Source organism: Streptomyces bugieae (assembly GCF_036352915.1).
In the GTDB taxonomy this organism is placed as follows: domain Bacteria; phylum Actinomycetota; class Actinomycetes; order Streptomycetales; family Streptomycetaceae; genus Streptomyces; species Streptomyces endophytica.
Window position 1 is genome coordinate 21632 of sequence record NZ_JAZBJP010000001.1, and the last position, 25091, is coordinate 46722.

The following is a 25091-nucleotide window of genomic DNA, read 5'->3' on the forward strand; positions in this document are numbered from 1 at the left end:
AGGAGACGAGTGGTGCCGCACCGCCGCCGGTCCGCTCAGCGTCACAGCGGCGGAGTCCGATGGGCGCTAGCCCTGGGTGGTGGTGAGGTCGTCGAGCCGGGCTTCGAAGAGGCTGGCGCCGCCGGTGTAGAGCAGCCGGTTCGGGGTGTTGGCACCCGCGCTCGCTATGTTGCCGGTCGTGGCGCTGTTGATCAGTGCGGCCTGGACGCCGGCGGGGGCGGCGGTGGGGTGGGCGGCGAGCCACAGGGCGGCGGCGCCGGTGACGTGTGGCGCCGCCATGGAGGTGCCTGAGATGGTGTTGCTGGCCGTGTCGCTGGTGTTCCAGGCGGACGTGATGGACGTGCCGGGCGCGAACAGGTCCGTGCAGGCACCGTAGTTGGAGCTGGAGCGCCGGGTGTCGCTGGAGTCGGAGTTGTTCACCACGATCGCGTCGGCGATGTCCCCCGGAGAGTTCTTGCAGGCGTCTGTGCCGCCGTTGCCGGAGGAGACGACCCAGGTGATGCCGGAAGCGATGGACTTCTTGATCGCCGTGTCCTCGCTGCTGCTCACCGGACCGTTGATGCTCATGTTGACCACGGCAGGCTTGGCTGCGTGAGCGGTGATCCAGTCCGCGGCGGCGATGATCGCTGAAGTACTCGCTCTGTCATTGCAATCCGTCACGCGGACGGCAACGAGTTTGACGCCCTTGGCCACGCCGTAGTCCTTGCCGCCCACCGTCCCGGCCACATGCGTGCCGTGGCCCAGGCAGTCCTGCCCGTTGCGGCCGTCCCCCACCTCGTCCACACCGATGCCGGCCCGGCCCTGGAACTGCGTGTGTGTGGTGCGCAGGCCGCTGTCGACGAGGTAGGCGGTGACGTTGCTCGCCGTGGTCCCGTAGGTGTAGCCGTGGTCGAGGGGAAGGCTGTGCTGGTCGATGCGGTCGAGGCCCCAGGACGGCGGGTCGTTCTGGGTGGTGGAGCTGTGCTGCACCGCGTCCTGCTCCACGTAGGCCACGGCCGGGTCGGCGGCGGTCAGGCGCGCCTCCCCTGCGGTCATCTCGGCCGCATACCCGTGCAGCACTGTGCCGTAGGTGTGGCGGACTTTCCCACCGTGGGCTCGGGTGAGCCGGGTGGCCTCGGCCCGTGCCGAGGCCGCGGGCCCGGCGGTGTCCTTGAGGACCACGATGTACCGGTCGGCGAGAGCTCCAGCCACGGGCCGTACCCCGCCTCCGGGAGAGGGCGCCGGGGCGGCATGGGAGGGCTGCGCGGTGAGCGCGGTGAGGGCGGCTGCCGCAAGAGCGGCCAGGACGGGTCTGCGGGCACGTGGGCGCACGTCGGCTCCAGAGAAGGACGGAGGCTGGGTCCCGGCGGTGGTCCGGGTCCGCCCTGGTGTACTCCCCTGCGCGCCGCCGTGGTGGCGACCTGTTGCCAGCGGCCGAAAGGAGACAAGCGAGTCAGCAGAGTTCGGAATGCTTCACCGCGGGCAGCCGGTGCGGATCTCCTCGTCCAGGACCTGTTCGGAACCAGCCGGTCCGTGCCACCATCTCGACCGGAACCACAGCATCCGGACCGGCTGAATTCTGCCCCGCCTCCACGCAGCCGCGTCCGCCTCGGTGTGAAGGGATCCCCCATGAGCGACAACGACCTGACGGCGCATCTGCGCTGTCTCGGACTGGCGGACGGGGAGGCCGGACTCTACCTGGCCATGCTCCGCAGCGGCCGCACCGTCACAGCCGAGTTGGCCGAGCACCTCGGCTGGAAGCCCGATGAGGTCGAACAATCCCTCGCCCGCCTGGTCGAAGTCGGTCTGGTCGCAGCCTGCGCGCCGGACCGGTCGGAAGCCGTTCCGGTGGACCCCACCATCGCGCTCGACCACCTGTCCCACAGCAGGACGGCGGAATTACGCAAGGCCCAGACCTCCGCGGCCAACGCCTACCGCGACTACCGGCGCTCGGTGTCCCCACAGGCCACCGACGACCTCGTCGAGGTGATCACCGGCGCCCAGATCATCGACCGGATCCGGCATGCCGAGAAGACGGTGGAATCACAGGTCCTTCGCTTCGACTCCCCGCCGTACCACATCCCCGCCAGTGCCAACCCGACCGAGCTGGAAAACCTGCAACGCGGCGTCGAGTACCGGGTCGTCTACTCCAAGTCCGCCGTTCAGAACCACGCTTACTACCTCGCCAACATCCATCCCTGTATCGCCGCCGGCGAGCATGCCCGGGTGCTGCCCACCGTCCCGGTCAAGCTCACCGTCTTCGACCGGCGGCTGGCCATCGTCTCGATGTCCTTCGTCGAGGCCGAGGTCAACGACTCCCTGCTCCTGGTTCGCCCCTCAAGCCTGCTGTCTGCGCTCACCGGGCTCTTCGAGACCTCCTGGCGCTCGGCGTTCCCCATGCACTTCAGCAACCGCGTCCCGCCTGCGCTGCGCCCGATCCATGTCCGGGTCCTGGAACTGCTCGGCGCCGGCGTCACGGACGAAACCATCGCGGAGCTGCTCGGCATCAGCCGCCGCACGCTGTCCCGCAACCTCGAGCAGCTCAACCAGCGAGCCGGCACCGTCACCCGGTTCCAACTCGCCCTGTACGCGGTTCGCAACGGATGGATCTGAATACCCGATGCTCGCCCCGAGGCACTGAAAAAGCGTCCGCGCGCTGGTACGGGGATCCTCGCGCAGTAGCGGCGGATGCGGTCGATGACCTGGTCTGTGGTCGTGGCTCATAGGTAGAGGTCGCTTCCTACTGGCACCGCGTCTCCGCCTCCGGTCACCGGGACTGGTCGCCCCGAGCATGTTCGGCGCGAGTGACCGGACGCAGCCCGCGGACGGCCAGGACGATCAGCAGGCCGAAGGCTGCGAGCGCGGTGAGCGTGCGCATGGTGTTGAACAACTCCCAGCGCCCCAGGATCTCCGCGTGCTCGGCCGGGGCTGAGGTAACCGCCCATCGCTTGATCTGTCCGTTGATCGGCACATTGCCGAACCGGGTTATCAGGAAGGAAGCGAGGGTCAGCAGACTTGCCGCACCCGCGGTCAGACGGAAGCGGCCGCCGCCTGCCAGGACGGCGAGGGTCAGGGAACTGAGGAACGCCGTGCCCATCGCCGCCTGCATGGTGATGCCGTTCATCTTCATCAGTTCGGCATGGAACGACAGTCGCATGCCGAGCGGTACGGCATGGAAGGTGGGGACGAGATTGGCCGCGCCGTAGCCGAACGCGCCGGCGAGGAGGCCGGTGGAGAGCAGGGCAATTCCGTGGACGATTCTGATGCGCATGTTCGTCGACTCCAGTGCGTTGGCCCTTGGGGCGTCAGGGTGCCGGGGCTGCCACCAGCGAGGGGTTTGGCGGCATCTCGATGAATTCGAGGGTGGCGGGGTATCCGCCATAAGTCCAAGATCTTGATCTTCTGGCATCCAGAAGCGTTCGTTATGGCCCTCGGCACCTTCGATACGTCGGACTCGTCCGGTCAGCAACAGGCGCTGCGGGCGGTGGCGTGATCACCACCAAGCGCCCCGCCCTTGCCTTGAGTTCCTGCCGGGAGGCTGCGCTTCATGAGCAGGACAGGACGAGGAACCGCCCGCGGTGGGGGGCAGGTCGGGGTTCTCCGGGGCGCCGGCCGTAGTCGGCCAGGAGATACGCGACGACGGCGAGTTCGTCGAAGAAGCGGCGGGCTTCAGCTCCGTGGGCATGGCCGGCTTCGAGGAGGCAGAGGACCTCGTCGGAGCGGCGGTTGCCTATGTAGTGGCGCTGACGGCTGCAGTCTCGACGAAGGGCAACGATCGCCGCCCTTGGTCGAGGTGGCCCTTGGGCGGGACCTCAGGCTCGCAGCGTGACAGGGGCGGGCGGGCCGCGGTGCGGGCGGCTCGCAAGGCACCAAGTGTGAGGCCATGGCCATGAGTTCATGTCATGATCACGGACGGGCTCATTCCTCTCCGACAGGACTCATGGCATGCGAACCATCAGCGTCATCACCGCCGTACACGACGGCGGCCACCACTTCATCGGTGACACCTACGAGTCCCTGCGCGAACAAAAGCTTCCGGATGACTGGCAATGGGAGTGGTGCGTGCAAGAGGACGGCACCTCGGGTATCCCTGCGAACAGCCTGCCCAGTGACCCGAGGATCACCTACAGGACAGGGATGCGGGCGCGCATCGCGGTGACACGCACCCATGCCCTTGCGCGCTCCACGGGAGACCTGATCCGGACGTTGGACGCAGATGACGTACTACTGCCGGGTGCGCTGGAGCGGGACATCGAGACCCTGGAACGCGTGCCGTGGTGCGTGTCCGCATGCATCGACCTCCACAAGGACGGGAGCACGGCACCAGGTCCGTGCGACCCTCCGGGTGGCCCCGTGGAGCCCGCCCGCTTCTATCACGAGGTGCTGGAGCAGCGTCTGTCCGTTCAGGCGACCACATTCGCCGCACACCGTCCCCTTGTGATGGCGCTCGGCGGCTGGCAGGCACTGTCCGGAGCCGAGACAGTGGCTCTGCTCCTGGCCGCGGAGGCCGTGGCACCCGGTGAGTTCATAGCAGAGCCGAGCGTCCTTTACCGCAAGCATCCCCACCAGACGACCGCATCCCATCACTACTGGGAACCGACCGAAGCCGCCACCCGGATCGACGCACTCGTGCAACGCGCCAGCGCCCTGCGGGAGTCAGGTTGGACGTGGGGGTAGGTACGCCGACACCGTCCCGCCCCTCGGATGGGCGACCACAGGCGACGATCGATTTCACAGCCAAGCACATCTGCGCCAGCTTCGAGCGGTCGTAGGTTCCCTAGGTCGGCGTACGGCCGCGATGGGGGCGATGATGCTGGGCGGCGACGCCAAGGGCCGCCGGTACGTGGCCGAGGGGGCGTCATGTTCCGCCTTCGTCGACCAGTGATGACGTCAGCATCCGGCCCAGAACTCCTCGAATCGTCATGAGTCTTGAAGACACCTGCTGATGCGACCGAGTCGCGTCGACAGCTCACGACAGGGCCGTCACACGGCCCCAAGATCACTTGACCTTGCCCCAGGGGGAAGGACAACAGTGTCGCCACGGATCACCGAGCGGCCGGCGGTGTGCGCTCGCCGGCCAGGCAGGACGAAGAGGGGGAGTTTTCGTGACCGCGACCTGCGTCATTCTCGATATCGGCGGCGTGTTGGAGATCACGCCGGAAACAGGGCGGGTGCAACGGTGGGAAGAGCGGCTGGAGCTGCCGCCGGGCACAGTGCATGAGCGGATGCGCGACGTGTGGCAAGCCGGACGCGTCGGGAGCATCAGCGAACGAGAGGTGCACGAGCAGGTGGCAGCACGCCTGGGGCTCGACGCGCCCCAGGCCGGAGCCTTCATGGCTGATCTCTGGACGGAATACCTGGGGACGCCGAACGAGGAACTCATCGCTTATGTCCGAGGGCTACGGGGAAACTGCAGGCTGGGCATCCTGAGCAACAGCTTCGTCGGTGCCCGGGAGAGGGAGACGGCGCTGTACCACTTCGACGAACTGGTCGAGCAGATCGTCTACTCGCACGAGATCGGCATCGAGAAGCCGGACCCACGCGCCTTCGAGGCCGCATGCGCCAGCCTGGAGGCGCAGCCGGAAAGCTGTCTCTTCATCGACGACGTCGCAGCCAACGTCGAGGCCGCCCAAGCAGCGGGCATGCAGGCACATCTATTCGAGGACAATGCCCGAACGATCGCGCGCATCGCGGCTCATCTGGACTCAGGTCCCCGGGTTGCCGGGCATGTCCTGCTCGGATGACGTCGAACTGGAAGCAGTCGCCTGGGGTGGCTGGCAATCGGCTACTTCACAGGACATGCACTCCTCACTCCACCCCGAGGCCGCCTCCGTGGTCGGCCGCGAGGCCGCCCCGACCTCCTGATGTGCCGGGCGACGGCGGTAGTCGTCGATGGTCACGGAGTTGTGGAGACGTGCGCTCTTGGTGGTGAGGCGAACGAGGGCGCGGCTGGGGCCCGCGGGCAGGGCGGAGATCAGGCGGGCGCCCTGGGCCAGTCCCCACACGCCGAGGCGGGACGTGGGGATCAGGGTCTTCGCCGCGCTCAGCGCGACCGCGCGGCTGCCGCGTACGTGCTCCGCCATCACCCGCTCATAGGCGGGGAAGGCGCGCTCGTGGTCGCCGCCCGCCCGTGCCAGCTCTCCGGCGAGGACGTACGCGCCGACGACGGCCAGGCTGGTGCTGCCGCCGACGGCCGGACCGGGGCAGTAGCCCGCGTCGCCGACGAGCGTCACCCTCCCCCGCGACCAGGTGTCCATGCGGAGCTGGGTGATCGAGTCGAAGTAGAACGCCGGGGTGTGGTCGAGCTCGTCCAGCCAGCGGTCCACCTGGGCGTGCATGCCGGCGAAGGCACCGCGCAGCAGCTCCTTGTGCCGGGGCACGTCACGGTGGTGGTAGTCGATCTCGCGCTCGCTGCGGAACAGGAACAACGCCCGCGCCTCGCCGAGGTGCCGCGCGCCGTACATGCCGGCAGTGCGGCCGACGCCGACGTGCATGAGGAGCTCGCCGTCGAGGTCGGAGCTGTTGGGCAGGGTCAGCACCCCGAAGTAGGCCCCGATGAAGGCGTTGAGGCGGGAGTCCTCGCCGAAGACGAGGCGACGCACGTTGGAGTGCAGCCCGTCAGCCCCGACGACCAGGTCGAAGCGGCGCGGCGCGGCGTTTTCGAACCGCACCTCGCCGTCGGGCGAGATCGCGGTGATCGAGTCGCCGAAGACGTACTCGACGTCGTCGTGTGCGGCGTCGTGGTAGATCTCGCTCAGGTCGTCGCGCATGATCTCGACGTGCCGGTCGGAGGTGGCGCTGAAGATCTTGGAGAGGTCCGCCCGGACGGGACGCCGTGAGCCCTCCCGGTAGACGGTCATTCGGTGCGTGCCGGTGGCCCGCTCCTCGATACGCGGGAGCACGCCCATCTTCTCCGAGATGTTCATGGCCGGCCGAAACAGATCGACCGCGTGACCGCCAGTCCTGCGCAGAGCCGGCGCGCGCTCGACGACGGTGACGGAGAAGCCGTGCCTGGTGAGCCAGTAGGCCAGCACCGGACCGGCGACGCCGGCGCCGGAGACGAGAATCCGCATGGCACCCCTCCTTTTCTCGGCCGACCCGTACGGCGTGGAGCGCCTCGCGTATGGATCGCCGTCAGAAACAGTCATGGGCCCAGGATCTCCGCCGGTACGAGCCGGTGGATTGGACGAATGTTCCCCTGGGTCCCCGTGTGCAGCACGAACAAGGCCCCCGCAGACACGCACGATCGTTCAGCGGCAATGGCCGGGTTCCTGGTGCGTCGCTGCCGGACAGGCACCAACGGCCCGGCGGCGCTTCCGAATTGGCCGGCCCCCGTAGCTGGGGCGTCTGCCGGTGAGGTCGGGACAGGCGGCGGGAGATGAGAGTGGACGCGCATGGGATGTGCGCCTCGGCGTGCGAGCTTGAGCACGGGACCGAGGTGGCCGTGTGAGGCAGCTCACGTCCGGGGACTGCATAGCGGGACGTGGGTCAGTGCCTTTGTAGGGGTGTAGGCAAGTGATCGAGGCGAGGGACAGCGTTGATGAGGCAGTTGCGGGCCGATGCGTTCGACCGGTTCGTCACGGCTCGTTGGTCGGCACTGCTTCACCTGGCGCATCTGCTCACCGGTGGAGATCGGCATCGGGCCGAGGACCTGCTACAGGAGGCGCTGGTCAAGCTGTGGTTTGCGTGGCCGAGGGTGGCCGAGCAGGCGCCAGAGGCGTATGTGCGCCGGGTGCTGGCACGTGCGGCGGCTCGCTCGGCGCGACGTCGCTGGTGGGGCGAGCGTCCGGTGGAACGGTTGCCGGAGCTTCCCGAGGTCGGCGATGTGGCCGCTGCCGTGGAGGAACGGACACGGTTGGAGGCCGCGCTGGCAATGCTGCCGGTGCGGCAGCGCGCCGCGGTGGTGCTGCGCTACTACCAGGACCTGTCCGAGGTGCAGGTCGCCGAGGCGCTGGGGTGTCCGGTGGGCACCGCCAGGTCCCTCACGTCACGGGGCGTAACGCGGTTGCGGCAGTTCCTCGGTGACGCCATCGAGCCGGTGCAGTGAAAGGAGACATCATGGAAGACTTCGAACACGAACTCGCGCGGATGATGCGCGACACCCAGGCAAACACCCCCTTTGAGGACCAGCACCGGCAGCGGCTGCAAGCGGGCGTCCGTGCCCGTCGACGTGCTCGGACGGTCTGGATGGCCACCGGCTCGGCGCTGACGATCGCCGGGCTCGGCGTCGGTCTGGAAGTCCTGCCGAGCGCTTCCGCTCAAGGCGGGCCCACCGTTCCTCATCACCAACCCACCTCCACGACCGCGCCGGTTCCCCTCCCGACCCGCACCTGCACGACCGTGCCGGTCCCGATTCCGACCCACACCTCAACGACCGTGCCGGTCCCGATCCCCACCCGCACCTGCACGACAGCCCCAACCCCGATCCCGACCCACACCTCAACGACCAAGTAGCGCTGCCAGGGTTCGGGCCATGACGGTTGAGGAGCGGACGTTCATGGCAGGAAGATGACCAAGACCAAGGCGCCGGGGATCTTGGCGCGGCGGGCATCGACCCGCTGGCGGAGCAGCCTGACGCCAAACTGACAGCGCGCGCCCGGGATGGAGGAGAGGGAACGGGAGTGCCGTCAGTACGCGGAAGTGCCGTAAGTACTCTCCGCAGATCCACGAGCCGCATCGGTGATACCCGCGTACCCGTCGCTTCGGTTGCCCACGCCGTGACCAGGCCACCCGGGCTGAGCGGGCAGGTCACTCCCCGCACCAACTTGCCGTCGACATCCACATGCTGGGACCTACGGCAGCAACTATCTGACGGAACACGATCACCAGAATCTGCACATCAGCAACAGCGACGCTGCCACGGTGCCTGTTGGCTCCACCGCGATCGCGCGGAGCCGTTCAACTCACAGGCAGCCAGCCACTGAGATGGTCCCGCTGACGAAGGCGCGACCGACAGATCGCCATGCGACGGCGCTACCAAAGGCGCACCCAGCGCCGTGAGCTCCACGACTGCACGTCAGTCCTGACTGCACTGAGCAACCTGCTCCTGGCCAGTCACGATAGCTGTCTGCAACGGGGATATTGAGGCGCGTCCAGAGCGGCAGAAGTCATGGGTGATCAGCCCGCGAAGACAACCCTGCTCGACCCGAATTCTTTCCCATGCGCCTTACGTGACCGATCGCTTCCGGCACCGAATGACCGCACCCCGGCTAGCCGTCGTCAACGGGTGCTCCGACCACCGAGTGGCAGCGACGCGGCGGGCAAGGACGGCCGGGAATCAGTGCAATTGCCTATCAACTTGCGAGACTAAGGACGATTTGAAAAGTGCCTACCGTATTCGTCAGGGTCTTCAAAACGCCCGACCTTCGCAAAAAGATACTCTTCACGTTGGGAATCTTGCTTCTCTATCGGTTGGGGCAGAACGTTCCGGTCCCTGGGGTGGATTATCGAAGCGTTACACGGTGCATCGAGCACGGTGACGGAAACGGCGGCCTCTTCGGCCTGATCAACACGTTCAGCGGTGGTGCGCTACTGGAGCTCACCATCTTCGCCCTGGGGATCACGCCGTACATCACGGCCAGCATCATCCTTCAACTGCTGACGGTGGTCATTCCCCGTCTGGAGGCGCTGAAGAAGGAGGGCCAGGCGGGCACCGCGAAGATCACCCAGTACACCCGGTACCTGACGCTGGGCCTCGCGGTGCTGCAGGGCGCCGCCCTGGTGGCCAAAGCCCAAAGCGGTGGGCTCTTCCCCACCTGCCCGGTCCGCTCCCAGATCGTCCCGGACACCTCGATCTTCCAGACCTCCGTCATGGTCATCACCATGACCGCCGGCACCGCCGTGGTGATGTGGATCGGAGAGCTGATCACCGACCGCGGCATCGGCAACGGCATGTCAATCCTGATGTTCACCTCACTCGCCGCCAGCTTCCCGGCCAACCTGTGGGGGATCAAGACGTCGGGTAAAATCCTGGGCGGCTGGGGCGAGTTCGCCATCGTGATCGCGGTCGGCCTCTGCATGGTTTGCCTCGTGGTCTTCGTCGAGCAGGCGCAGCGCCGGATCCCGGTCCAGTACACAAAACGAATGATCGGCCGCCGTTCCTACGGCGGTACTTCGACCTACATCCCGCTGAAGGTGAACCAGGCGGGTGTCATTCCCGTCATCTTCGCCTCATCAGTGCTCTCCATCCCCAGTCTGATCGATTTCGGCGGTAACTCGGCATCGGAATGGTCCCAGTGGATCGCCACCAATGTCGCCAGAGGCGACCAACCGATCCATCTCATACTTTACTTCCTGCTGATCGTTTTCTTCGCGTTCTTCTACGTCGCCATCTCCTTCACCCCCAAAGAAATTGCCGACAACATGAAGAAGCATGGCGGGTTCATCCCCGGCATCCGGGCCGGCCGGCCCACGGCTGACTACCTGAGCTACGTGCTCAACCGCATCACCTGGCCAGGAGCGCTCTACCTGGGGCTGATCGCCCTTGTGCCCACAGCGGCGCTGGTGCTGTTCAACGGCAGCAATTTCCCGTTCGGCGGCACGAGCATCCTCATCATCGTGAGCGTCGGATTGGACACCGTGAAACAGATCGAGAGTCAGCTCCAGCAGCGCAACTACGAAGGGTTCCTGCGCTGACGCGCATCGTCCTGGCCACGATGACCGCGTAGCCAGGACGAACAGTCACGGAATGCCGACTTTTCCTCGCTCTTGCCGACCCGGTCATGTGCTCTGTCGCGAGGTCCCCTGCCGCGTCATGTCATGCCCCCTGACCCGGCGCGCTGGAACTCCGGGTGCTGGTGCGACGATGCTGGGATGCGCGAGATCAATGAGCTGATCAACGTCGGGGATCCCGCCTGGCCGCTCCTCCTTGAGGAGCTGTCCGGCAGCGACGTACCAGTTGAGGTGCTGCCCGGCGATGTCGAGACAGGCCGTTCCTCTCTGCTGCAACTACAGGTCTCTGCCCGGTCAAATCTGGGCGGCATCGTACTGAATTGCGGTGGCCTGCTCGTGGACGACGGATGGCTCCGGGTCTTCGGAAGCCCGAGTGGTGCCGACGCCGAAGGACTGCCCAGCCTGGCCGAGATCAACGCGATGCCTTCGACATTCGATCCGGCATGGCGGCCGGGTGCAGGTCTTGTGGTTGCGCACGATGTGCTGGGCGGGGTCTTCGCCCTCAACGGGAGCGATCCCGGTGAGGCCGGTCGACCCGGCGCGCCGGGAGAAATCCTCTACTTCGCCCCCGACGCCCTTGGCTGGGAGGCCCTGGGCGCCGGCCACTCGGCATGGCTGTCCTGGATTCTCTCCGGAGGGCATCAGGAGTTCTACAAGGGCCTGCGCTGGAACGACTGGCGCGACGAAGTCACCGTGCTGAACGGCCGGCAGGGACTGTCGTTCTTCCCGCCGTTGTGGTCGGCCGAGGCTCGCCGGGATCTGTCAGCGACCAGCCGTCGTGCGGTGCCCATGGCGGAACTCCTGGGCCTGAGTCGCGACGCGTGCCTTCAGTTCGACGGCGCCGACCCGGGGTTCCTCGGAGCCGCATGAACCGGCTTACCCACCCGGACACCGGTAGCAGTTGAGGGTTCCGGCTTTCTCCATGTCGATGCCCAGGCGGGCGGCGTGCTCGACGAGGTACTGGCGGCAGCCGCCGGCTACCCAGGCATTGCGGACCGAGGGATGATCGGTCGCCCACCATTCGGAAACCGAAACGCACCGCATGAAGAGGACAGCATGACGACGTTAACCACACCTCTGTGCCGGCAACTGGGCATCGAGGTGCCTGTAGTACAGGCACCCATCGGATCCGCGGTCACCACCGAGCTGGTGGCTGCGGTGGCCAACGCGGGAGGGCTCGGCACCCTTGCTCTGACCTGGGTCACCGCCGAGGAGGCGGTGCGCCGGATCCGGCAGGTTCGACGCATGACACCAAGGCCCTTCGCGGCGAACCTGGTTCTCGACTTCCCGGTCGACGAGCTTCTCGACGCCTGCCTGGCGGAAAGCGTGCCGGTCATCTCGACGTTCTGGGGAGATCCCTCGGCCGTCGCCGAACGCATTCACTCGGCCGGTGCCCTGCACCTCCACACGGTCGGTTCCGTCGCCGAGGCCGAACGCGCCGTCGCCGCGGGCGTCGACGTGATCGTGGCCCAAGGGTGTGAAGCGGGCGGCCACATCCGCGGGGAGGTCACCACGATGGCGCTCGTACCCGCGGTCGTGGACGCCGTGCACCCGGTGCCCGTCATCGCAGCCGGCGGCATCGCCGACGGACGAGGCCTCGCCGCCGCACTGGCCCTCGGGGCCCAGGCCGGATGGCTGGGCACCCGATTCCTGACGGCATCCGAGGCGGCCACGCACGAGGTCTACCGTCAAGCCGTGATCCAGGCGGCGCCGCAGGACGCGGTGCACACGCGGTGCTTCGACGGCGGCTGGCCCGACGCCCCGCATCGTGCGCTGCGCAACTCCACGCTCCGTGCCTGGGAGGCCGCGGACCGTCCGGCCGCGCCGAACCGCCCCGGCGAAGGCGCCGTGGTGGCCCGGAGCGCCGACGGACGGGCCTGGTCGCGTTACGACGACATGGTCCCCATGCCCGGCATGTCGGGTGACGTGGAGGCTCTCGCCCTCTACGCGGGCCAGAGCGCCGGGCTCGTCCATGACGTCGCCCCGGCGGGCCGCATCGTGGCGGACATCGCCGCGGATGCCGCGGCCCTCATGAGGCAGACGCGGACCCCCTGACACCGTCGGCACCCGCACACCACATCGCTACAGCGGTGAGCCACGCTGCGAGATCGCCGCGTGGCTCACCCGTCCTCTGAACGGACCGGCGACGAGCCCGAACGCCCGCCACCGGCGCGTACCACCGGACGGGACCTGCTAGTGCAGCGTCTTCAGCGCCGCCGCGTCGTAGGGCTTCAGCGCCTCGAACCGGTTGTCCAGCACCTTCGCCGCCCACTCCGGGTCCTGGAGGAGGGCGCGGCCGACGGCGACCATGTCGAACTCGTCGCGCTCCAGCCGGTCGAGGAGGTTGTCGATGCCCCGGACCGGGGCGCCCTGTCCCGCGAAGGAGCGGAGGAAGTCACCGTCGAGGCCGACCGAGCCGACGGTGATGGTGGGCCGTCCGGTGAGCTTCTTGCTCCAGCCCGCCAGGTTCAGGTCCGAGCCGTCGAACTCCGGGAGCCAGTAGCGACGGGTGGAGGCGTGGAAGGCGTCGACGCCGGCCGCGGCCAGCGGGGTCAGGATCGCTTCCAGCTCCTCGGGGGTCTCGGCGAGGCGGGCGGTGTAGTCCTGCTGCTTCCACTGCGAGTAGCGGAAGATGACCGGGAACTCGGCGGACACCCGCTCGCGGACCGCGGCGACGATCTCCGCGGCGAACTTGGTACGGGCCACCGGGTCGCCGCCGTACGCGTCCGTACGGCGATTCGTGCCCGCCCAGAGGAACTGGTCGACGAGGTAGCCGTGGGCGCCGTGGATCTCCACGCCGTCGAAGCCGATGCGCTCGGCGTCCGCGGCGGCCTGCGCAAACGCGGCGACGACGTCGTCCAGATCCTGCTGGGTCATCGCCCTGCCGGTGGGCTCGGCGCCCGCGGTGACCAGGCCGGACGGACCGACGGCCGGAGCGTCGGCGAAGGGCGGCTCGCCCTGATTCCGGACCATGCCGATGTGCCACAACTGCGGCACGATCGTGCCACCCGCCTCATGCACGGCTTCGACGACCTTCGTCCAGCCCGCCAGCTGCTGCTCCCCATGGAACCGCGGCACCCGATCGCTCTGTCCCGCCGACTCGTGGCCGACGTAGGTCCCCTCGGTGACGATCAGCCCCACACCCGCGGCGGCGCGGCGGGCGTAGTACGACCGCACATCGTCACCGGGGACGCCGTCCGGGGAGAACATGCGCGTCATCGGCGCCATCGCGATGCGGTTCGGGACGGTCAGGCCGTTCAGCGTGACGGGCCGGGACAGGATCTCGGCCGCGCGGGAGGCGGCGGACGCGGTGTCGGTCACGGGGACTCCTTCTGGGTACCAGGTGGTATGTGCACATGCACTCAATGCATCGCAGGCGTCAACCCTCACCCCCGGCGACGGCATTCCGCCCGCCCGGCCGCCCGCCCTGTGATTCCGGCCACGTGCCCGAGACAGACCTCCGGATGCGGTACCGCCGTGCGCGGGGTTCCGGCTCCACCACGACGGGGGTTCCAGGTGCCGCCACGCGAGAGCCCGCCCCTACCGCGAGTCGATGCGCGGCTGCCTCGATCAGCGCACCCGGTTTCCTCTCCGGCCGACTTCCACCGCCGAGGCCCGCACCAACGACGCATGCCCATGGCGTCCTTGTCGGTTTCGTGCTTCGGTCCACCGGAGCATCCCCGAGGACAAGAGGGAGCCCCCACGCATGCGACGTTCACGGCGCAGCCGCACCTTGCTCCTCCCGGCCCTGCTGGCCGGCGCGATGGCGGCCACGGCCGGCGCCCACGCCCCCGCCGCACCCCCTGCCGGTGCGCAGGCATCGACAGTCAGCGATACGTTGCCGACGCCCACGCGCCAGGCCGGGGCCGTCGACCTCGCCCACTGGATGGAGCAGCTACGCCCGCAGATCGGCACACGGCCGCTGAACCGCATCGCCATGCCCGGCAGCCACGACGCCGGCAGTTGGAGCATCCACGACGGCTCCGGGCTCTGCCGAAGTGGCGACACCTACGACGTCTCTCGTGTCTGGCCGGGCCTGGCCGCGAGCATGGCCCATACCCAGAGCCGCCCGATCGTCGACCAACTCGACGCGGGAGCACGCTACATAGACCTGCGACTGTGCTATCAGGACGGCCAGTGGTACACCTACCACGGCGGTCTGCTGGGCGGCGCGTTCTTCGACGGCCCGTCCGGCACGGGCGAGGCCGCATCCCTCGCCCGTTGGATCACCGGTCACCCCTCCGAGGTCGTCATCCTCGGCGTCCGTGTCACCGCGGACGCGGCAGAGCTGCCCGCCGCCCGCGAAGACGCCATGAGACGCCTCAAGGCACTCCTGCCGGGCCGCACGGCTCCGTACGGTGCGCCCGGCACGGGCGGCCGCACCCCCACGTCGCCCTACGAAGCGTTCCTGTCCGCGGGGACGAACACGGTGCTCGTCGACACCAGCGGCGCCGTGCACGACCCCCAGGTCTGGCCGGCCGGGACCGCGTCGGACCGTGGCAGCTACGGATATCCCAACCCGCAGTGGACGGACTACCTCGAAGCCCTCTTCCGTCCCGACGTGGCGAAGGAGAAGCTGCCCTGAGCCCCGGAGCCGGCGACCTCACGAGCACGCGGGAGCGGCCGGCGGGAACCGTCGGTGCTCCCGCGTCAGGCCGTACGGCCCGCATCCGGGTGCGCAAGGGCTTCCGTCAGCCGTTCCAGGCGGTCGGCGAAGGCGGCGGCCTCGCCCGGCGGCCAGGTCGCCAGCTCCTCGGCCAGGAAGGATTCCATCCCCGCGCGCAGCGCCGCGACCGTCCGCTCACCGTCGGCGGTGAGGACGAGCTGGGTGGCGCGGGCGTCGGAGGGGTCGGGGCGGCGGGCGATCAGCCCCGCCTCCTGCAGTCGGGTCGCGTAGCGGGTGGTGACGGTGCGATCCATGCCGATCGCCTCGGCGAGCCTGGTGGCGGTGACGGGCCCCACGCGGTCCAGCCCGGACAGCACCGGGTAGGTCGTGGCGTCCACGCCCGCCACTCCAGAGGTCAGCCGGCTGTAGAGCCCGGCACGGGTGGCTCGCATGGTCAGCGCACCGATGGCGGCGGCCACGCGTGCGGCGGAGGTGCTGTCACGGGTCGTTTTGCTCACCCCTCGATGATACGTGCAAAAAACACGGAGTCCTGCTACCGTCATAAGCGTGCAGAAAGCACGTGCTTCCCACACGTAAGGAGAACTGCCATGTCGCAGCAGCACCAGCCGGCCGTCCGCCCCGAGGACGTCCTGCCCGAGGGAATCGACTCGACCGCGATCAACGGCCGCACCGTCCGCAAGGGATCGGTGGCCGCCTTCGTCGCCAACGCCATCCGCCTCGACGAACTCGTCGAGGGCACCCCCGAGCACGAGGCCCTCGTCACACAGATGCGGGAACTCGCCCCCGCCCTCCGCACCATCGGCCTCCTCGACGTCTTCCACCCCCGCTCCCCCCTCGTGGAAGAGATCCTCGCCGACGCCGCATAGGTCAGCCCGACACACCGGCCAGGGCACGGCCGAGCACCGCGTCGAACCGGTCGCGGGACATGCGGTTGGGCGCCGCCTCGGCAGGCAGAGAGCGGGACGGCACCCGCGTCGAGGATCGAGGCGGCCCGTCGCCTGGCAAGGTGAACAGTTCCCTCCCTTCGCTTCACGCCCACCAGCTCGTCCTGGCTGAACCTGGTGGAGCGGTGGTTTCGCCGAGCTCACGCAGAAGAGACTCAGGCGCGGTGTTCACCGCCGCTCCGGCCAGGCACTCGAACGCGACGTCCGCGACCGGCTCACAGAAAATGTCTGAGGCGGCCACGGTTCGTGTGCGCCCGGCGGGCATGGGCACCGGTGTTGAGGCGCCGGGGAGGAAAGGAAAGTTGCGGATGACTGTGCGTATTCACTTCACTGTGGAGGACCTTGCCAGGACGCACGTTGCTGAGCGCCCTGATCCACTGTGGGAGGCGTTGCTCAGTCAATTTCTCCTGCGAAGTAACAGCCCCGTACCGGGCTTTGCTCGGTGGCGAAGGCAGACGCTGTCCCAGCTGAACCGTCCGGCTCGAGCTTTGCTCGCCCTGGCACCGCCCCATGGCTACAGCCCCGACTTCCTCACCCCTGCCGCCTCAGCCCTTGGCCTGGAGGAAGGCCTGCAGAGCCTGGCGACCACCCCGCGCGACCGCTTCGAGGCCGACCTCGGTCGCTTCACGCGGCTGTACCACGCCCCCTTATGGATACGGGAGCTGACGCCACGGCAGCTGCCCCGCATCGCAGACGCGGTGCGCGACTATTACACCGCGGCCATCCGCCCCTACGAATCCCAGATTCGCACCCACTTGGAGGTCGACCGCCGGCTACGGACCATAGCCGTACAGAGTGGCGGCACGCGAGGCCTGCTGGACGGCTTGCATCCGAACGTGCGCTGGAAGCATCCCGTGCTGGAAGTCCGCTCGCACTACGTGGATCGGGAGGTTCATCTGGGTGGGCGGGGGCTGCGGCTGATCCCCTCGTTCTTCTGCTCGCACGGCCCCATGATGCTCCGTGACCCGCAGCTTCCGCCGGTCCTGCTCTACCCCGTCCAGCGCAGCCTGACGTGGCAGGGCGCCGGCACCGGAAAGGACAACGATGTACGGGACGATGCGAAGGGTGCGTGTGCGGCTCTGCTGGGCACCACGCGCGCGGCGGCTCTTGAGGCAATCGCCGCTGGTGACTGCACCACAACGGAGCTTGCTCGCCGGCTGAAGATCTCTGCGGCCACTGCTACCCACCACACCGCGATACTGCGCGACGCGGGACTCATCTCTTCTCAACGCACCGGCGGTAGCGTTCACCACACCCTCAGGCCCTTGGGGGAAGCGCTACTGCAGAATCGATAGCCGCACCAACGTGAGGCAGTCTCACCGCATGCCGCCCACTGCTCGCCGGCTACCGCGACCGGGACCACCACCCCGCTGCGCGTCCACGGGACGCCGTAACCGTAGCCGTAGCCGTGGTTTACCCGACTGTTCCCGCTGCTCGTCGAAGGATCCGTCACCGCCCCCGCCGCACCGCCACGTCGATGAAACCACCGATTCTTGAACGGAGCGGAAGGTGACCGGCCTTGGTGCCGGATGGCAGGCGTAGGCGCGGCCGCCCGGGACGTACACCGGATTCAGTCGGAGCAGCAGCCGCTGTTCGTGTCCGTGGTGTCGAGGCGGCAGAAGCACGACGCCTCGACGGGGACGTCCGCGAGTGCGGTGGCCATGGTGAGTTGCTGGGCGACGATGCGGGCCTCTCCCGTCCTGCCGAGCCGCACCAGGCATTCGTGAAAGCCGTGCAGAGCCCAGACGTTTCCTGGATGCTGCGAGGACCGGGGCAGGGTGCTGTCGAGTCCGAGGTCCGCCCGGTAGACGGCCTCGGCCTCTTCGACCCGGCCCTGTTCCAACAGGAGCGCCCCATAGGCGTGGCGGGTCGGCTGCATCCAGCCCCACGGTTCGTCATAGGGCAGGTTGTCGTCGAGCTCGATGGAGCGCTCCAGGGAGGAAAACGCCAAGTCGTACGCGCCCCTGCGGTATTCGAGCTCGCCGTCGAGCATGGCGGCGGCGATCGCCAGGATGTCCCGGCAGGTGTTGTTGAACAGCATCCGCGTCTCGGGAACCCGTCCGGCCGCCTGGCGGAACAGCGCTCGTTCGGCCTCGGCCTCGGCGGTCGCCCCCCTGGCGGAGTACGCCACTGCGCGCGCGTAGTGCAGCATCGCCGTGGTGACGCAGTACAGCTTCGGGTCGGAGGGCATCGGCAGCGCGAGGATGTCTGCCCATCGTCCGAAGCGGATCAGCACATGGACCCGCATGGCGAGGAAGCCCTCCAGCCAGTCGGCCATGGGTGGGCTCTCCACGCGCAGCAGTTCCTCGGGGATGGCCGCCTCCAGTTGCGCGGCCGTCTCCAGTGCTGTCCTGGACTGGCCGAGGAACATCGCGCCGTAGATCTTGAAGTGGTAGTTGTGCGAGCGGTACAGCGTGTAGAAATTCATCGCGCCGGCTCGGCGCAGGTACTTCTCGTCGGCCCTGATCGCCTCGCTGTTGCCCGACACGACCCGTCGGTAGTCCCCGCACAGCACGTCCAGATGTGAGGGCATGTGGTGCAGGTGGCCCGCGTCCGGGACCAGTCCCCGCAGTCGGTCGGCGATCGACAGAGCCTTCTCCGGCGTCGGCGACATCTCCATCAGGTGGATGTACATGTGCAGTACGCCCGGATGGTCGATGCCGGTCTCGGTCAGCAACGCACGGTCGAGGACGGCCTTCGCCTCCAGCGTGCGCGCGCCGACTGCGGGCTCGCCCGTGCGCAGGTCCCACAGCTGCCACGGGGTGAGGTTCATCAACGCGTCCGCGTAGAGGGTGGCGACGTCCAGGTCGTCAGGAGCGAGTTCGTATACGGCGCGCATGGCCTCGGCATAGGGCTCGTTCCAGACGGAACAGTCCGTCGCGGGGTGCGAGTCCGGGTAGCGCTCGCGCAGTGCCTCAATGAGCGCGCGCTCGGTCGGGGTGGCCCCGTCGCACACTGTGTGGGCCTGTTCGACGGCGGTGTGCGCCTGTTCCACCGAGCGCTGCAGATCGGCGTCGTCGAAGAACTCCCAGGGCTTGTTGTAGTTGGGGCCCAGGGCGAACGCAATGCCCCAGTACGCCATGGCGCAGCCGGGATCCGCTGCCGCCGCCGCTTCGAAGCAGGTGACGGCTGCTTCGTGGTTGAAGGCGTAGCTCCATGCGAGGCCACGGTCGAACCAGCGCTGGGCTTCCGGCGAAGGTGTCGATACGGTCCGGGTGACGGTCCCGAGGTCGAAGTAGTCCATGGGATCTCCTGCAGAGGGATGTGACTCGACGACAGTCGGCGCCCCGGGCACAGGTGCCGATCGAGGCTTCGCGGCTGACCTCCGCGTTCGACGAACAGGGCAAGCCCACACCGGTCTCTTCCTGCTGACAGCCGGCGCAGACAGTCACCTCCAGCCTCATTTCCGTGATCCACGGCGGCCCCGGACGAGCCCGGGTGCCCCGGACGGGCGCAGGCCGCTGCGCTGTCTCGACGAGGTCCGCCGGCTCCTGGCGGGTCACTCCCGGGAAGCTCATTTCGACTGTAACCCGGGGGTGACCAGCGCCTCGATACTGTTCGCATGGCACGCCGAGGAACGACACCAGGGCGCAATCGGCCGTCGGCTCCGGTGGGAATCTTCGTAGGTCGACAGCCCGGTCGGCCAGGTCCGCCCATCGGCCAGTCGGCCAGTCGGCCAGGTCAAGCACCCCTTGCGGGCGACCAGCGGCAATACCCGCAACAGGGAACCTCCAAGGCTTCGCGTTGCGCGCCGCTGGGTCCTCACCCCCTCCCTTCCCATGAACTTCGACGGCGCACACTCAAGGATCGGTGACACGGGACAGATCGTTGTGACTGATCGTTGTGACTGATCATTGTGACTGATCGTTGTGACTGATGGTTGTGACTGATCCTTTTGCGACTGAGCACCTCAGCAATCCTGCGGTCGGCGGACCTCGCCCGTGCCCAGTGCGATCACGGCCCGAGGCCGCATGGGCCCCTCGCCGCGTCGGGAGAGCACAACCACCTCCTCGACCGCCGCCGACAGCACGCCGAGCCGGGCAGCACATTCGCCAGCCAAGCGCTTCGGGTCCTGGGTGCGACCGAGGGACAAATGCGGGGTGAAGCGGCCGGCGCGCCCGTGGCACAGTGGGAACCGCAACCCCAGCTCCCGGTGGAGACGGGCCCACGGCGCCGGATCCGCCGCAGCCGGATCGAGCCACAACGTCGCGTAGTGCCGGTGCCGGAAATACCGCACTCCGGCCAGACGCGCCGTGAACGCCGTGCTCTGCGCCGCCCCGGCGGAGAGCAGCGGCACGGCCCGCGCGAACGCTTCCTCCGGCACGAAGCCGAATAGCAGATTCACATGCGGCGGCCACCGCCGTACCTGCGGATCGTGCTCCCAGCGGATGTCCTGAATCACCGGCCACAGCTTCCGCGGCGGCAGCCACGCCACCGCCGTCCGGGCCGTCGGCGCCACCTCGAGCGCATCTACCGGCTCGGCCCCGCCGAAAACCGGATTCCCGTTCACATGGCCATGGTCCCAAATCGGGCTCGGAAAACCATCCAGAGCCTCTCCGACCCCCACCGCGTGCCAAGGCATGTCGCCTGTCACCAACGTGCCGGGACAGCGCACCTAAGCGGGCCGGGCGAAGCGTTCTTTGAGGGCATCCAGGCCGGTGGCGTAGATGGTGTCGCCGAAGTGTTTCTCGACCTCGGGGACGAGCTCGTCGGCGGCCTCGTACGTCGCGGCCCAGCGGATCTCGGCGCCCGTCTCGTGCGGGTGCACGGACAGCGTGGAGACGTAGTCGAAGACGGGGACGGCGGATTCATGGATGGTGTACCGGAGCATCCGGCGCGAGTCGTCCTTCTCCAGGAGCCGTTCCCGGATGACTACTTGGCCGTTGACGGAGAACGCCTGTACCGCCCCGGGCGTCTCGGGATCGGCATCGTCCTCGATCACCGACGGCGGCAGCAGAGGGTGCCAGTCGGCAAGGCCGCCGAACGTGCCGATGATCTGCCAGACGGCATCGGGGGCGGCGGTGACGACGGCGGTACGGGTGAGCGTGTGCACGGAGGGGCCTCCGGTGACTGCGATTTCCGATGACTGAGGACTGCGCGTTTCGTGGACTGAGTTTGCAAGGTCTGTGGTTGCGAGGACTGTGGTTGTGAGGACTGTGGGTTGCGAGGACTGTGAGTCGGCTCTGATCGGCCGTTTGCCTGGACGACTCACCATGTGCCGTCGCCGCGCAGTACGGCGTCGGCGCCGCCGTCGATGAAGATGACCTGGCCGGTGACCAGTTCGTTCTCCGGCGAGGTGAGCCAGGTCAGGAGGGGAGCGATCTGGTCCGGCTGGGCGTGGCCATGGAGCGGCATGGGGACGGTCTCGTCGACGATCTTGCGCACATCGGGGCTGGCCAGCATGGGTTCGGTCATGGGGGTGATGACCGTGCCGGGGGCGATGGCGTTGAGGGGGATCCCGGCGCCGGCCCAGTCTGCGGCCACGGCGGTGCGGCGTATCCACCGGGCGATGGCGGCCTTGGTCGAGCCGTAGATCGCATAGCCCTCTCCCCGGTCGACCGCTGCCTGGGCGGCGGCCAAGGCCGCATCCTCGTCACCGGCGAGCGCCGCGTCGGCGATGGCCGTGTCGTGAGGGTGGATGGAGGCGACCGAGGCGATGACGACCGCGCGCGGGTCCGTACCGGCGGCCAGCAAGGGGCGCAGCCCTTCCAAGGTGGCGACCGCGCCGAAGTAGTTGACGCTGACGGCGCGCGGTTCGAAACCGGCGAGGCCGGCGCCCGCGATGACGGCGTCGAGCCGTCCGCCGCTCAACTCGCTTGCCCGCTCGATCAGATGGGCCCTGCCATCCTGGGTGGCGAGGTCCGCGACGATGTCGGAGTCCTTGAGGTCAGCACCGATGACCGTGTTCCCCTGCTCCTTGAGTCGGATGGCGGTGGCCTTGCCGATGCCGGAGGCGGCTCCGGTGATGAGGTAAGTGCGGGGCATGGTGGGCTCCTTCGCTGACGCCGTACGTTCACCGGTCACTGATCACCGCGCGTCGGCCGGTGGCCGTACGCCGCCGGTCTGCCATCACCGATCGGCAATCGCCGTTCGCCGCGCGGCCCCACCCGCACGCAGGACGCAGGCACGCACGCACGCAGGCACGCAGGCACGCACGCACGCACGCACGCAGGGATAGCGCGACAGCGCAGGCATAGCGGACGAATCGATCATTGATCGATCGGCTGCTGATCGACTGCCGATCAGTTGCTGATCAGTCGCTGATCAACATACGCATTTTTGGCGCAGCGTGCCAATAATTCTCTGTGAGAATGAAGGCCGAGGTCCGGTGAAGCACGGCGAGGAGCACACAATGGCGGCAGCGCGCGGCCGTCCGTCCCTGACGGAACATCGGCGCCTTCAGACTCGGCTGGAGATCGCGGAGGCCGCCGCGGCCCTGTTCGCCGAGCGCGGCTATGACACGACGACGGTCGAGGACATCGCCTCGGCCGCGGGCATCTCCCTGCGCACCTTCTACCGCTACTGCTCGACGAAGGAGGACGCCCTCACCCCCCTCTTCGCCTCCAGCGTCGGCCAGCTCGTGGATGTCCTCGCGGAACATCCGGTCGATGAACCGCTCAGCGCCGCCATCGAGGCGTCCTTCGGGACGGCGATGGCCGAGCGGCGCCTGGAGGACGCCGCGCGGGCCCGTCGGCTGGTCCGGGTCTTGGGGAGTGTCCCCGTCCTGAAGATGCGCTGGCTCGCGGCGGGGCGGGAGATGCAGGAACGGCTCGCGCCCGCGCTGGCGTCCCGCGCGGACGCCCCGGTCGACAGTCTCGAAGTGCGTCTGCTGACCACCGCGGTGCTGGATGCGTTCACCGTCACCATGGAGTACTGGGCCTGGCAGGACGAGCCCGAAGAACTCGTGGATCTGATGCGCCGGGCGCTGGCGTTTCTGCGGCTCGACGAGCTCCAGGCGAAGCCCGAGCCATCCGCCGACGAGTAGTCCGCAGGCCCACCAGTGCCTGGCCGGTGACCAGGGTCGGGCCCGTGTCGCTTGGCACGGCACCTCTCCCCCACGCCTGAACGGCCCCGGGACCCCTTGCCGAGGACACCGGCCGGCCGGCGATGCGCGCGGCTCCCGGATCACCGCCAGCAGGTACGGCGGCGCTGCGTGCCCAAGGGCGGCTCGTCATGCACGAGCCGCCCTCCGCCGCCCCCTTGCCCTTGTTGTTCCAGAGGCTGGCACCACGGGCGCGTGCCGGACAAGGCAAGCGGTCACCGCGGCGTTCTACTTTCGTTCACTCACAGAAAGTTCACGTCACCCGTGCGGCGGTAAGCTCCGACGGATGAGCAATACGCGTAAGACCAGGAGTAGTTGCTCACGGCCTTCCCGAACACGTACTTGCCGTTGTCGCATTTGGCCCAGGCTTGGTACGGCCCTCCCCCACAGGCGACACCCTGCGTCCGGGAATCGTGCCAGAACACACAGTCCGCCTTCACGTGCTTGGTACTCGTTTCCCGCGTGCTGTGGCTCGTCGCCGGCGTCGCTTGCATAGCGGTGGCGCTCGGGGCGATGCCCAGCCCTCCTGCCACTGCCGCGCCGGCGGCCGCCAGGACGACGCTGCGTCGGATGTTCACGAGGATCTCCTCCTGTGTGGGTTGGCGAGGGCGGCCCGGGATGGGCCGCCCTGCCCGGCTTGCCTCACCGAGACTGGCGGCCAGTCACCCTCGGTGGCCACCAGCCGCGGGCGATTGGACCGTTCGTGAGCCGGGCCCCCCGCCGACCTGCTGGGACAGCGCCACGCATGAAGCGGTGGTGGGACACGGCGGAAGCAGTGGGTGAGCTGAGCGACAAGATCAACGCCCTCGTGCGCGCCCGCCGTGACCCGCCCGCTGAGGGTTCGAGCACCCGACGTCCCTTTGGCGTGTGCTGCGCCGCGTCCTGCGCACGGCACGGGGTATCGCGCACGTCAGACCAGCGCGGCTGCGATCACGTCCACGGCCCGGCTGCCGCTCGCCTCGATGTCAACCCAGCGGATCTCCGGCAGGGGCATGGGCGCCGCCTCCTTCACCCGCTGCAGGGCGCGGACGAAGCGCCGGTCCTCGGAGAGGAAGACGTCGCAGTCCGGCAGATAACAGGCCAACTGGTTGTCGCGGCCCGAGCTCTTGGTGACCTTGTGCTCGAGCAACGCGACGCCGGAGGCCCAGCGCAGCCAGTTGCGCGGCATCCGTGCTTCGTCGACGTCCGTGAGCCAGAAACGGGTGAAGTCCTCCGGGTCCCGCAGCACGCGGTCGAGGTGCAGATACGGCGCGAGCCAGTCCCCGTACGTGGTGTCGTGCCCTGCCCACGTCTTGAGGTCGTGCCGGTCGAGGGCGTGCCGGAACACGTCCCGCCCCTCGACGCGCCATCCGGCGGCGTGAGTTCCGCGCCGCCAGCCCGCAAGGTAGGAGTCCGGGGCCTCCTCGGTGGCCAGGTAGGTCACCTTGGCCAGGTCCTCCGCATGCCATTCGGCCTCGCGCATCGCGAGACTGTTGCTCTTCAGGACGCCGAAAACATGGTCCTCGACCGCGTCCGTGAGGAGCGGCTGGCGGGCCGCGAGCGGAGTGCTGTCCCGTGCCGCCTCCCGCCAGATCCTGCGCGTCCAGAACTCCCGCAGGGCGGCGGGCCGTCCGGGCTGGGGAAGCTGGCGCACCCACCGCGGGCGCGTGCGCCGCGCCTCCGCCACCAACTCCGCGCATTCGAGGTCGGCTTCGGTGTGCAGCCGCACCCAGTGTCGCGAAGTCATCGCATTGATGATGCGGTCCCGCTTCTCCCTATCCTTGGTGCGCAGGACCTCGAGCAGCGTGGCCGGTGGCGTCCGTACGGACCACCGGCTGCCTCGGGCCAG

General features: G+C 68.4%; 23 protein-coding genes and 1 pseudogene. 12 read left to right on the forward strand and 12 right to left on the reverse strand.

The features are described 5' to 3' along the window. Window positions 1-66: 66 nt before the first annotated feature. Window positions 67-1191: a S8 family peptidase gene (locus V2J85_RS00110; protein WP_330820220.1), complete on the reverse strand. Its 1125-nt coding sequence runs from the start codon at window positions 1189-1191 to the stop codon at window positions 67-69. Window positions 1192-1608: 417 nt separating this feature from the next. Here V2J85_RS00110 and V2J85_RS00115 point away from each other — a divergent pair, with 417 nt between their 5' ends. Then, window positions 1609-2592: a helix-turn-helix domain-containing protein gene (locus V2J85_RS00115; protein ID WP_330820221.1), complete on the forward strand. Its 984-nt coding sequence runs from the start codon at window positions 1609-1611 to the stop codon at window positions 2590-2592. A gap of 154 nt (window positions 2593-2746) precedes the next feature. On the opposite strand, the gene V2J85_RS00120 is transcribed toward V2J85_RS00115, so the two are convergent. After that, window positions 2747-3250, reverse strand: a complete 504-nt coding sequence (locus tag V2J85_RS00120) for a DUF1772 domain-containing protein (RefSeq protein ID WP_330820222.1) — start codon at window positions 3248-3250, stop codon at window positions 2747-2749. 674 nt (window positions 3251-3924) lie between these two features. Between V2J85_RS00120 and V2J85_RS00125 the strand changes: the two genes are divergently transcribed. Together V2J85_RS00125 and V2J85_RS00130 are read left to right on the forward strand one after the other, a co-directional pair. After that, window positions 3925-4656 (forward strand): glycosyltransferase family 2 protein, encoded by a 732-nt coding sequence (locus V2J85_RS00125; protein WP_261953748.1) that lies wholly within the window; start codon window positions 3925-3927, stop codon window positions 4654-4656. Window positions 4657-5084: 428 nt separating this feature from the next. Continuing rightward, entirely contained in the window at window positions 5085-5723 is a 639-nt protein-coding gene (locus V2J85_RS00130) for an HAD-IA family hydrolase (RefSeq protein ID WP_330820223.1), read from the forward strand. Here V2J85_RS00130 and V2J85_RS00135 read toward each other — a convergent pair. Then, on the reverse strand, window positions 5685-7052 hold the full coding sequence (locus tag V2J85_RS00135) for an FAD-dependent monooxygenase (protein ID WP_330820224.1): 1368 nt from the start codon (window positions 7050-7052) through the stop codon (window positions 5685-5687). The genes V2J85_RS00130 and V2J85_RS00135 overlap by 39 nt on opposite strands. Before the next feature lie 467 nt (window positions 7053-7519). On the opposite strand from V2J85_RS00135, the gene V2J85_RS00140 reads away from it, so the two are divergent. The 4 genes from V2J85_RS00140 to V2J85_RS00155 all read left to right on the forward strand — a co-directional run bounded on the left by V2J85_RS00140 (window position 7520) and on the right by V2J85_RS00155 (window position 11520). Further along, on the forward strand, window positions 7520-8026 hold the full coding sequence (locus V2J85_RS00140; protein ID WP_261953744.1) for a SigE family RNA polymerase sigma factor: 507 nt from the start codon (window positions 7520-7522) through the stop codon (window positions 8024-8026). A gap of 11 nt (window positions 8027-8037) precedes the next feature. Further along, window positions 8038-8433: a cellulase gene (locus V2J85_RS00145; RefSeq protein ID WP_330820225.1), complete on the forward strand. Its 396-nt coding sequence runs from the start codon at window positions 8038-8040 to the stop codon at window positions 8431-8433. Window positions 8434-9303: 870 nt separating this feature from the next. After that, window positions 9304-10614 (forward strand): preprotein translocase subunit SecY, encoded by a 1311-nt coding sequence (gene secY, locus V2J85_RS00150; protein ID WP_330820226.1) that lies wholly within the window; start codon window positions 9304-9306, stop codon window positions 10612-10614. A gap of 177 nt (window positions 10615-10791) precedes the next feature. Then, a complete protein-coding gene (locus tag V2J85_RS00155) occupies window positions 10792-11520 on the forward strand; it encodes a DUF2625 domain-containing protein (RefSeq protein WP_261953741.1) in 729 nt (242 codons plus the stop codon). A 51-nt stretch (window positions 11521-11571) separates the two neighbouring features. Here V2J85_RS00155 and V2J85_RS41170 read toward each other — a convergent pair. After that, a pseudogene (locus V2J85_RS41170) lies at window positions 11572-11664 on the reverse strand (IS5 family transposase); the annotation flags it as partial. Window positions 11665-11706: 42 nt separating this feature from the next. On the opposite strand from V2J85_RS41170, the gene V2J85_RS00160 reads away from it, so the two are divergent. Further along, window positions 11707-12705, forward strand: coding sequence for an NAD(P)H-dependent flavin oxidoreductase (locus tag V2J85_RS00160; RefSeq protein WP_261953740.1), 999 nt, complete (start codon window positions 11707-11709; stop codon window positions 12703-12705). A gap of 138 nt (window positions 12706-12843) precedes the next feature. On the opposite strand, the gene V2J85_RS00165 is transcribed toward V2J85_RS00160, so the two are convergent. Then, entirely contained in the window at window positions 12844-13971 is a 1128-nt protein-coding gene (locus tag V2J85_RS00165; RefSeq protein ID WP_330820228.1) for an NADH:flavin oxidoreductase, read from the reverse strand. A 385-nt stretch (window positions 13972-14356) separates the two neighbouring features. Between V2J85_RS00165 and V2J85_RS00170 the strand changes: the two genes are divergently transcribed. Further along, the gene (locus V2J85_RS00170) at window positions 14357-15235 is read left to right on the forward strand and encodes a PI-PLC domain-containing protein (RefSeq protein ID WP_330820229.1); all 879 of its coding nucleotides are present in this window, start codon (window positions 14357-14359) and stop codon (window positions 15233-15235) included. 65 nt (window positions 15236-15300) lie between these two features. Here the strand turns inward: V2J85_RS00170 and V2J85_RS00175 are convergent, their stop codons facing one another. Next, window positions 15301-15774 carry a MarR family winged helix-turn-helix transcriptional regulator gene (locus tag V2J85_RS00175; RefSeq protein ID WP_261953737.1) on the reverse strand — a complete coding sequence of 158 codons (474 nt, stop codon included), beginning with the start codon at window positions 15772-15774 and terminating at the stop codon, window positions 15301-15303. A 90-nt stretch (window positions 15775-15864) separates the two neighbouring features. Between V2J85_RS00175 and V2J85_RS00180 the strand changes: the two genes are divergently transcribed. Together V2J85_RS00180 and V2J85_RS00185 are read left to right on the forward strand one after the other, a co-directional pair. After that, complete coding sequence (locus V2J85_RS00180) at window positions 15865-16143, forward strand: hypothetical protein (RefSeq protein ID WP_330820230.1); 279 nt, start codon at window positions 15865-15867, stop codon at window positions 16141-16143. 386 nt (window positions 16144-16529) lie between these two features. Beyond that, entirely contained in the window at window positions 16530-17516 is a 987-nt protein-coding gene (locus V2J85_RS00185) for a helix-turn-helix domain-containing protein (protein WP_330820231.1), read from the forward strand. A 275-nt stretch (window positions 17517-17791) separates the two neighbouring features. Here V2J85_RS00185 and V2J85_RS00190 read toward each other — a convergent pair whose 3' ends face one another. The 4 genes from V2J85_RS00190 to V2J85_RS00205 all read right to left on the reverse strand — a co-directional run bounded on the left by V2J85_RS00190 (window position 17792) and on the right by V2J85_RS00205 (window position 22206). Further along, window positions 17792-19465 carry a hypothetical protein gene (locus V2J85_RS00190; protein ID WP_330820232.1) on the reverse strand — a complete coding sequence of 558 codons (1674 nt, stop codon included), beginning with the start codon at window positions 19463-19465 and terminating at the stop codon, window positions 17792-17794. A 666-nt stretch (window positions 19466-20131) separates the two neighbouring features. Then, entirely contained in the window at window positions 20132-20731 is a 600-nt protein-coding gene (locus tag V2J85_RS00195; protein ID WP_261953733.1) for a 2'-5' RNA ligase family protein, read from the reverse strand. A gap of 105 nt (window positions 20732-20836) precedes the next feature. Then, the gene (locus V2J85_RS00200) at window positions 20837-21274 is read right to left on the reverse strand and encodes an SRPBCC family protein (protein WP_261953732.1); all 438 of its coding nucleotides are present in this window, start codon (window positions 21272-21274) and stop codon (window positions 20837-20839) included. A 155-nt stretch (window positions 21275-21429) separates the two neighbouring features. After that, on the reverse strand, window positions 21430-22206 hold the full coding sequence (locus tag V2J85_RS00205; protein WP_261953731.1) for an SDR family oxidoreductase: 777 nt from the start codon (window positions 22204-22206) through the stop codon (window positions 21430-21432). A 367-nt stretch (window positions 22207-22573) separates the two neighbouring features. On the opposite strand from V2J85_RS00205, the gene V2J85_RS00210 reads away from it, so the two are divergent. Beyond that, a complete protein-coding gene (locus V2J85_RS00210) occupies window positions 22574-23206 on the forward strand; it encodes a TetR/AcrR family transcriptional regulator (RefSeq protein WP_261953730.1) in 633 nt (210 codons plus the stop codon). Between the two features lie 299 nt (window positions 23207-23505). Here the strand turns inward: V2J85_RS00210 and V2J85_RS00215 are convergent, their stop codons facing one another. Beyond that, window positions 23506-23841 carry a hypothetical protein gene (locus V2J85_RS00215; protein WP_261953729.1) on the reverse strand — a complete coding sequence of 112 codons (336 nt, stop codon included), beginning with the start codon at window positions 23839-23841 and terminating at the stop codon, window positions 23506-23508. Window positions 23842-24173: 332 nt separating this feature from the next. After that, window positions 24174-24989, reverse strand: a complete 816-nt coding sequence (locus V2J85_RS00220; protein ID WP_330820233.1) for a hypothetical protein — start codon at window positions 24987-24989, stop codon at window positions 24174-24176. Between the last annotated feature and the right edge of the window lie 102 nt (window positions 24990-25091).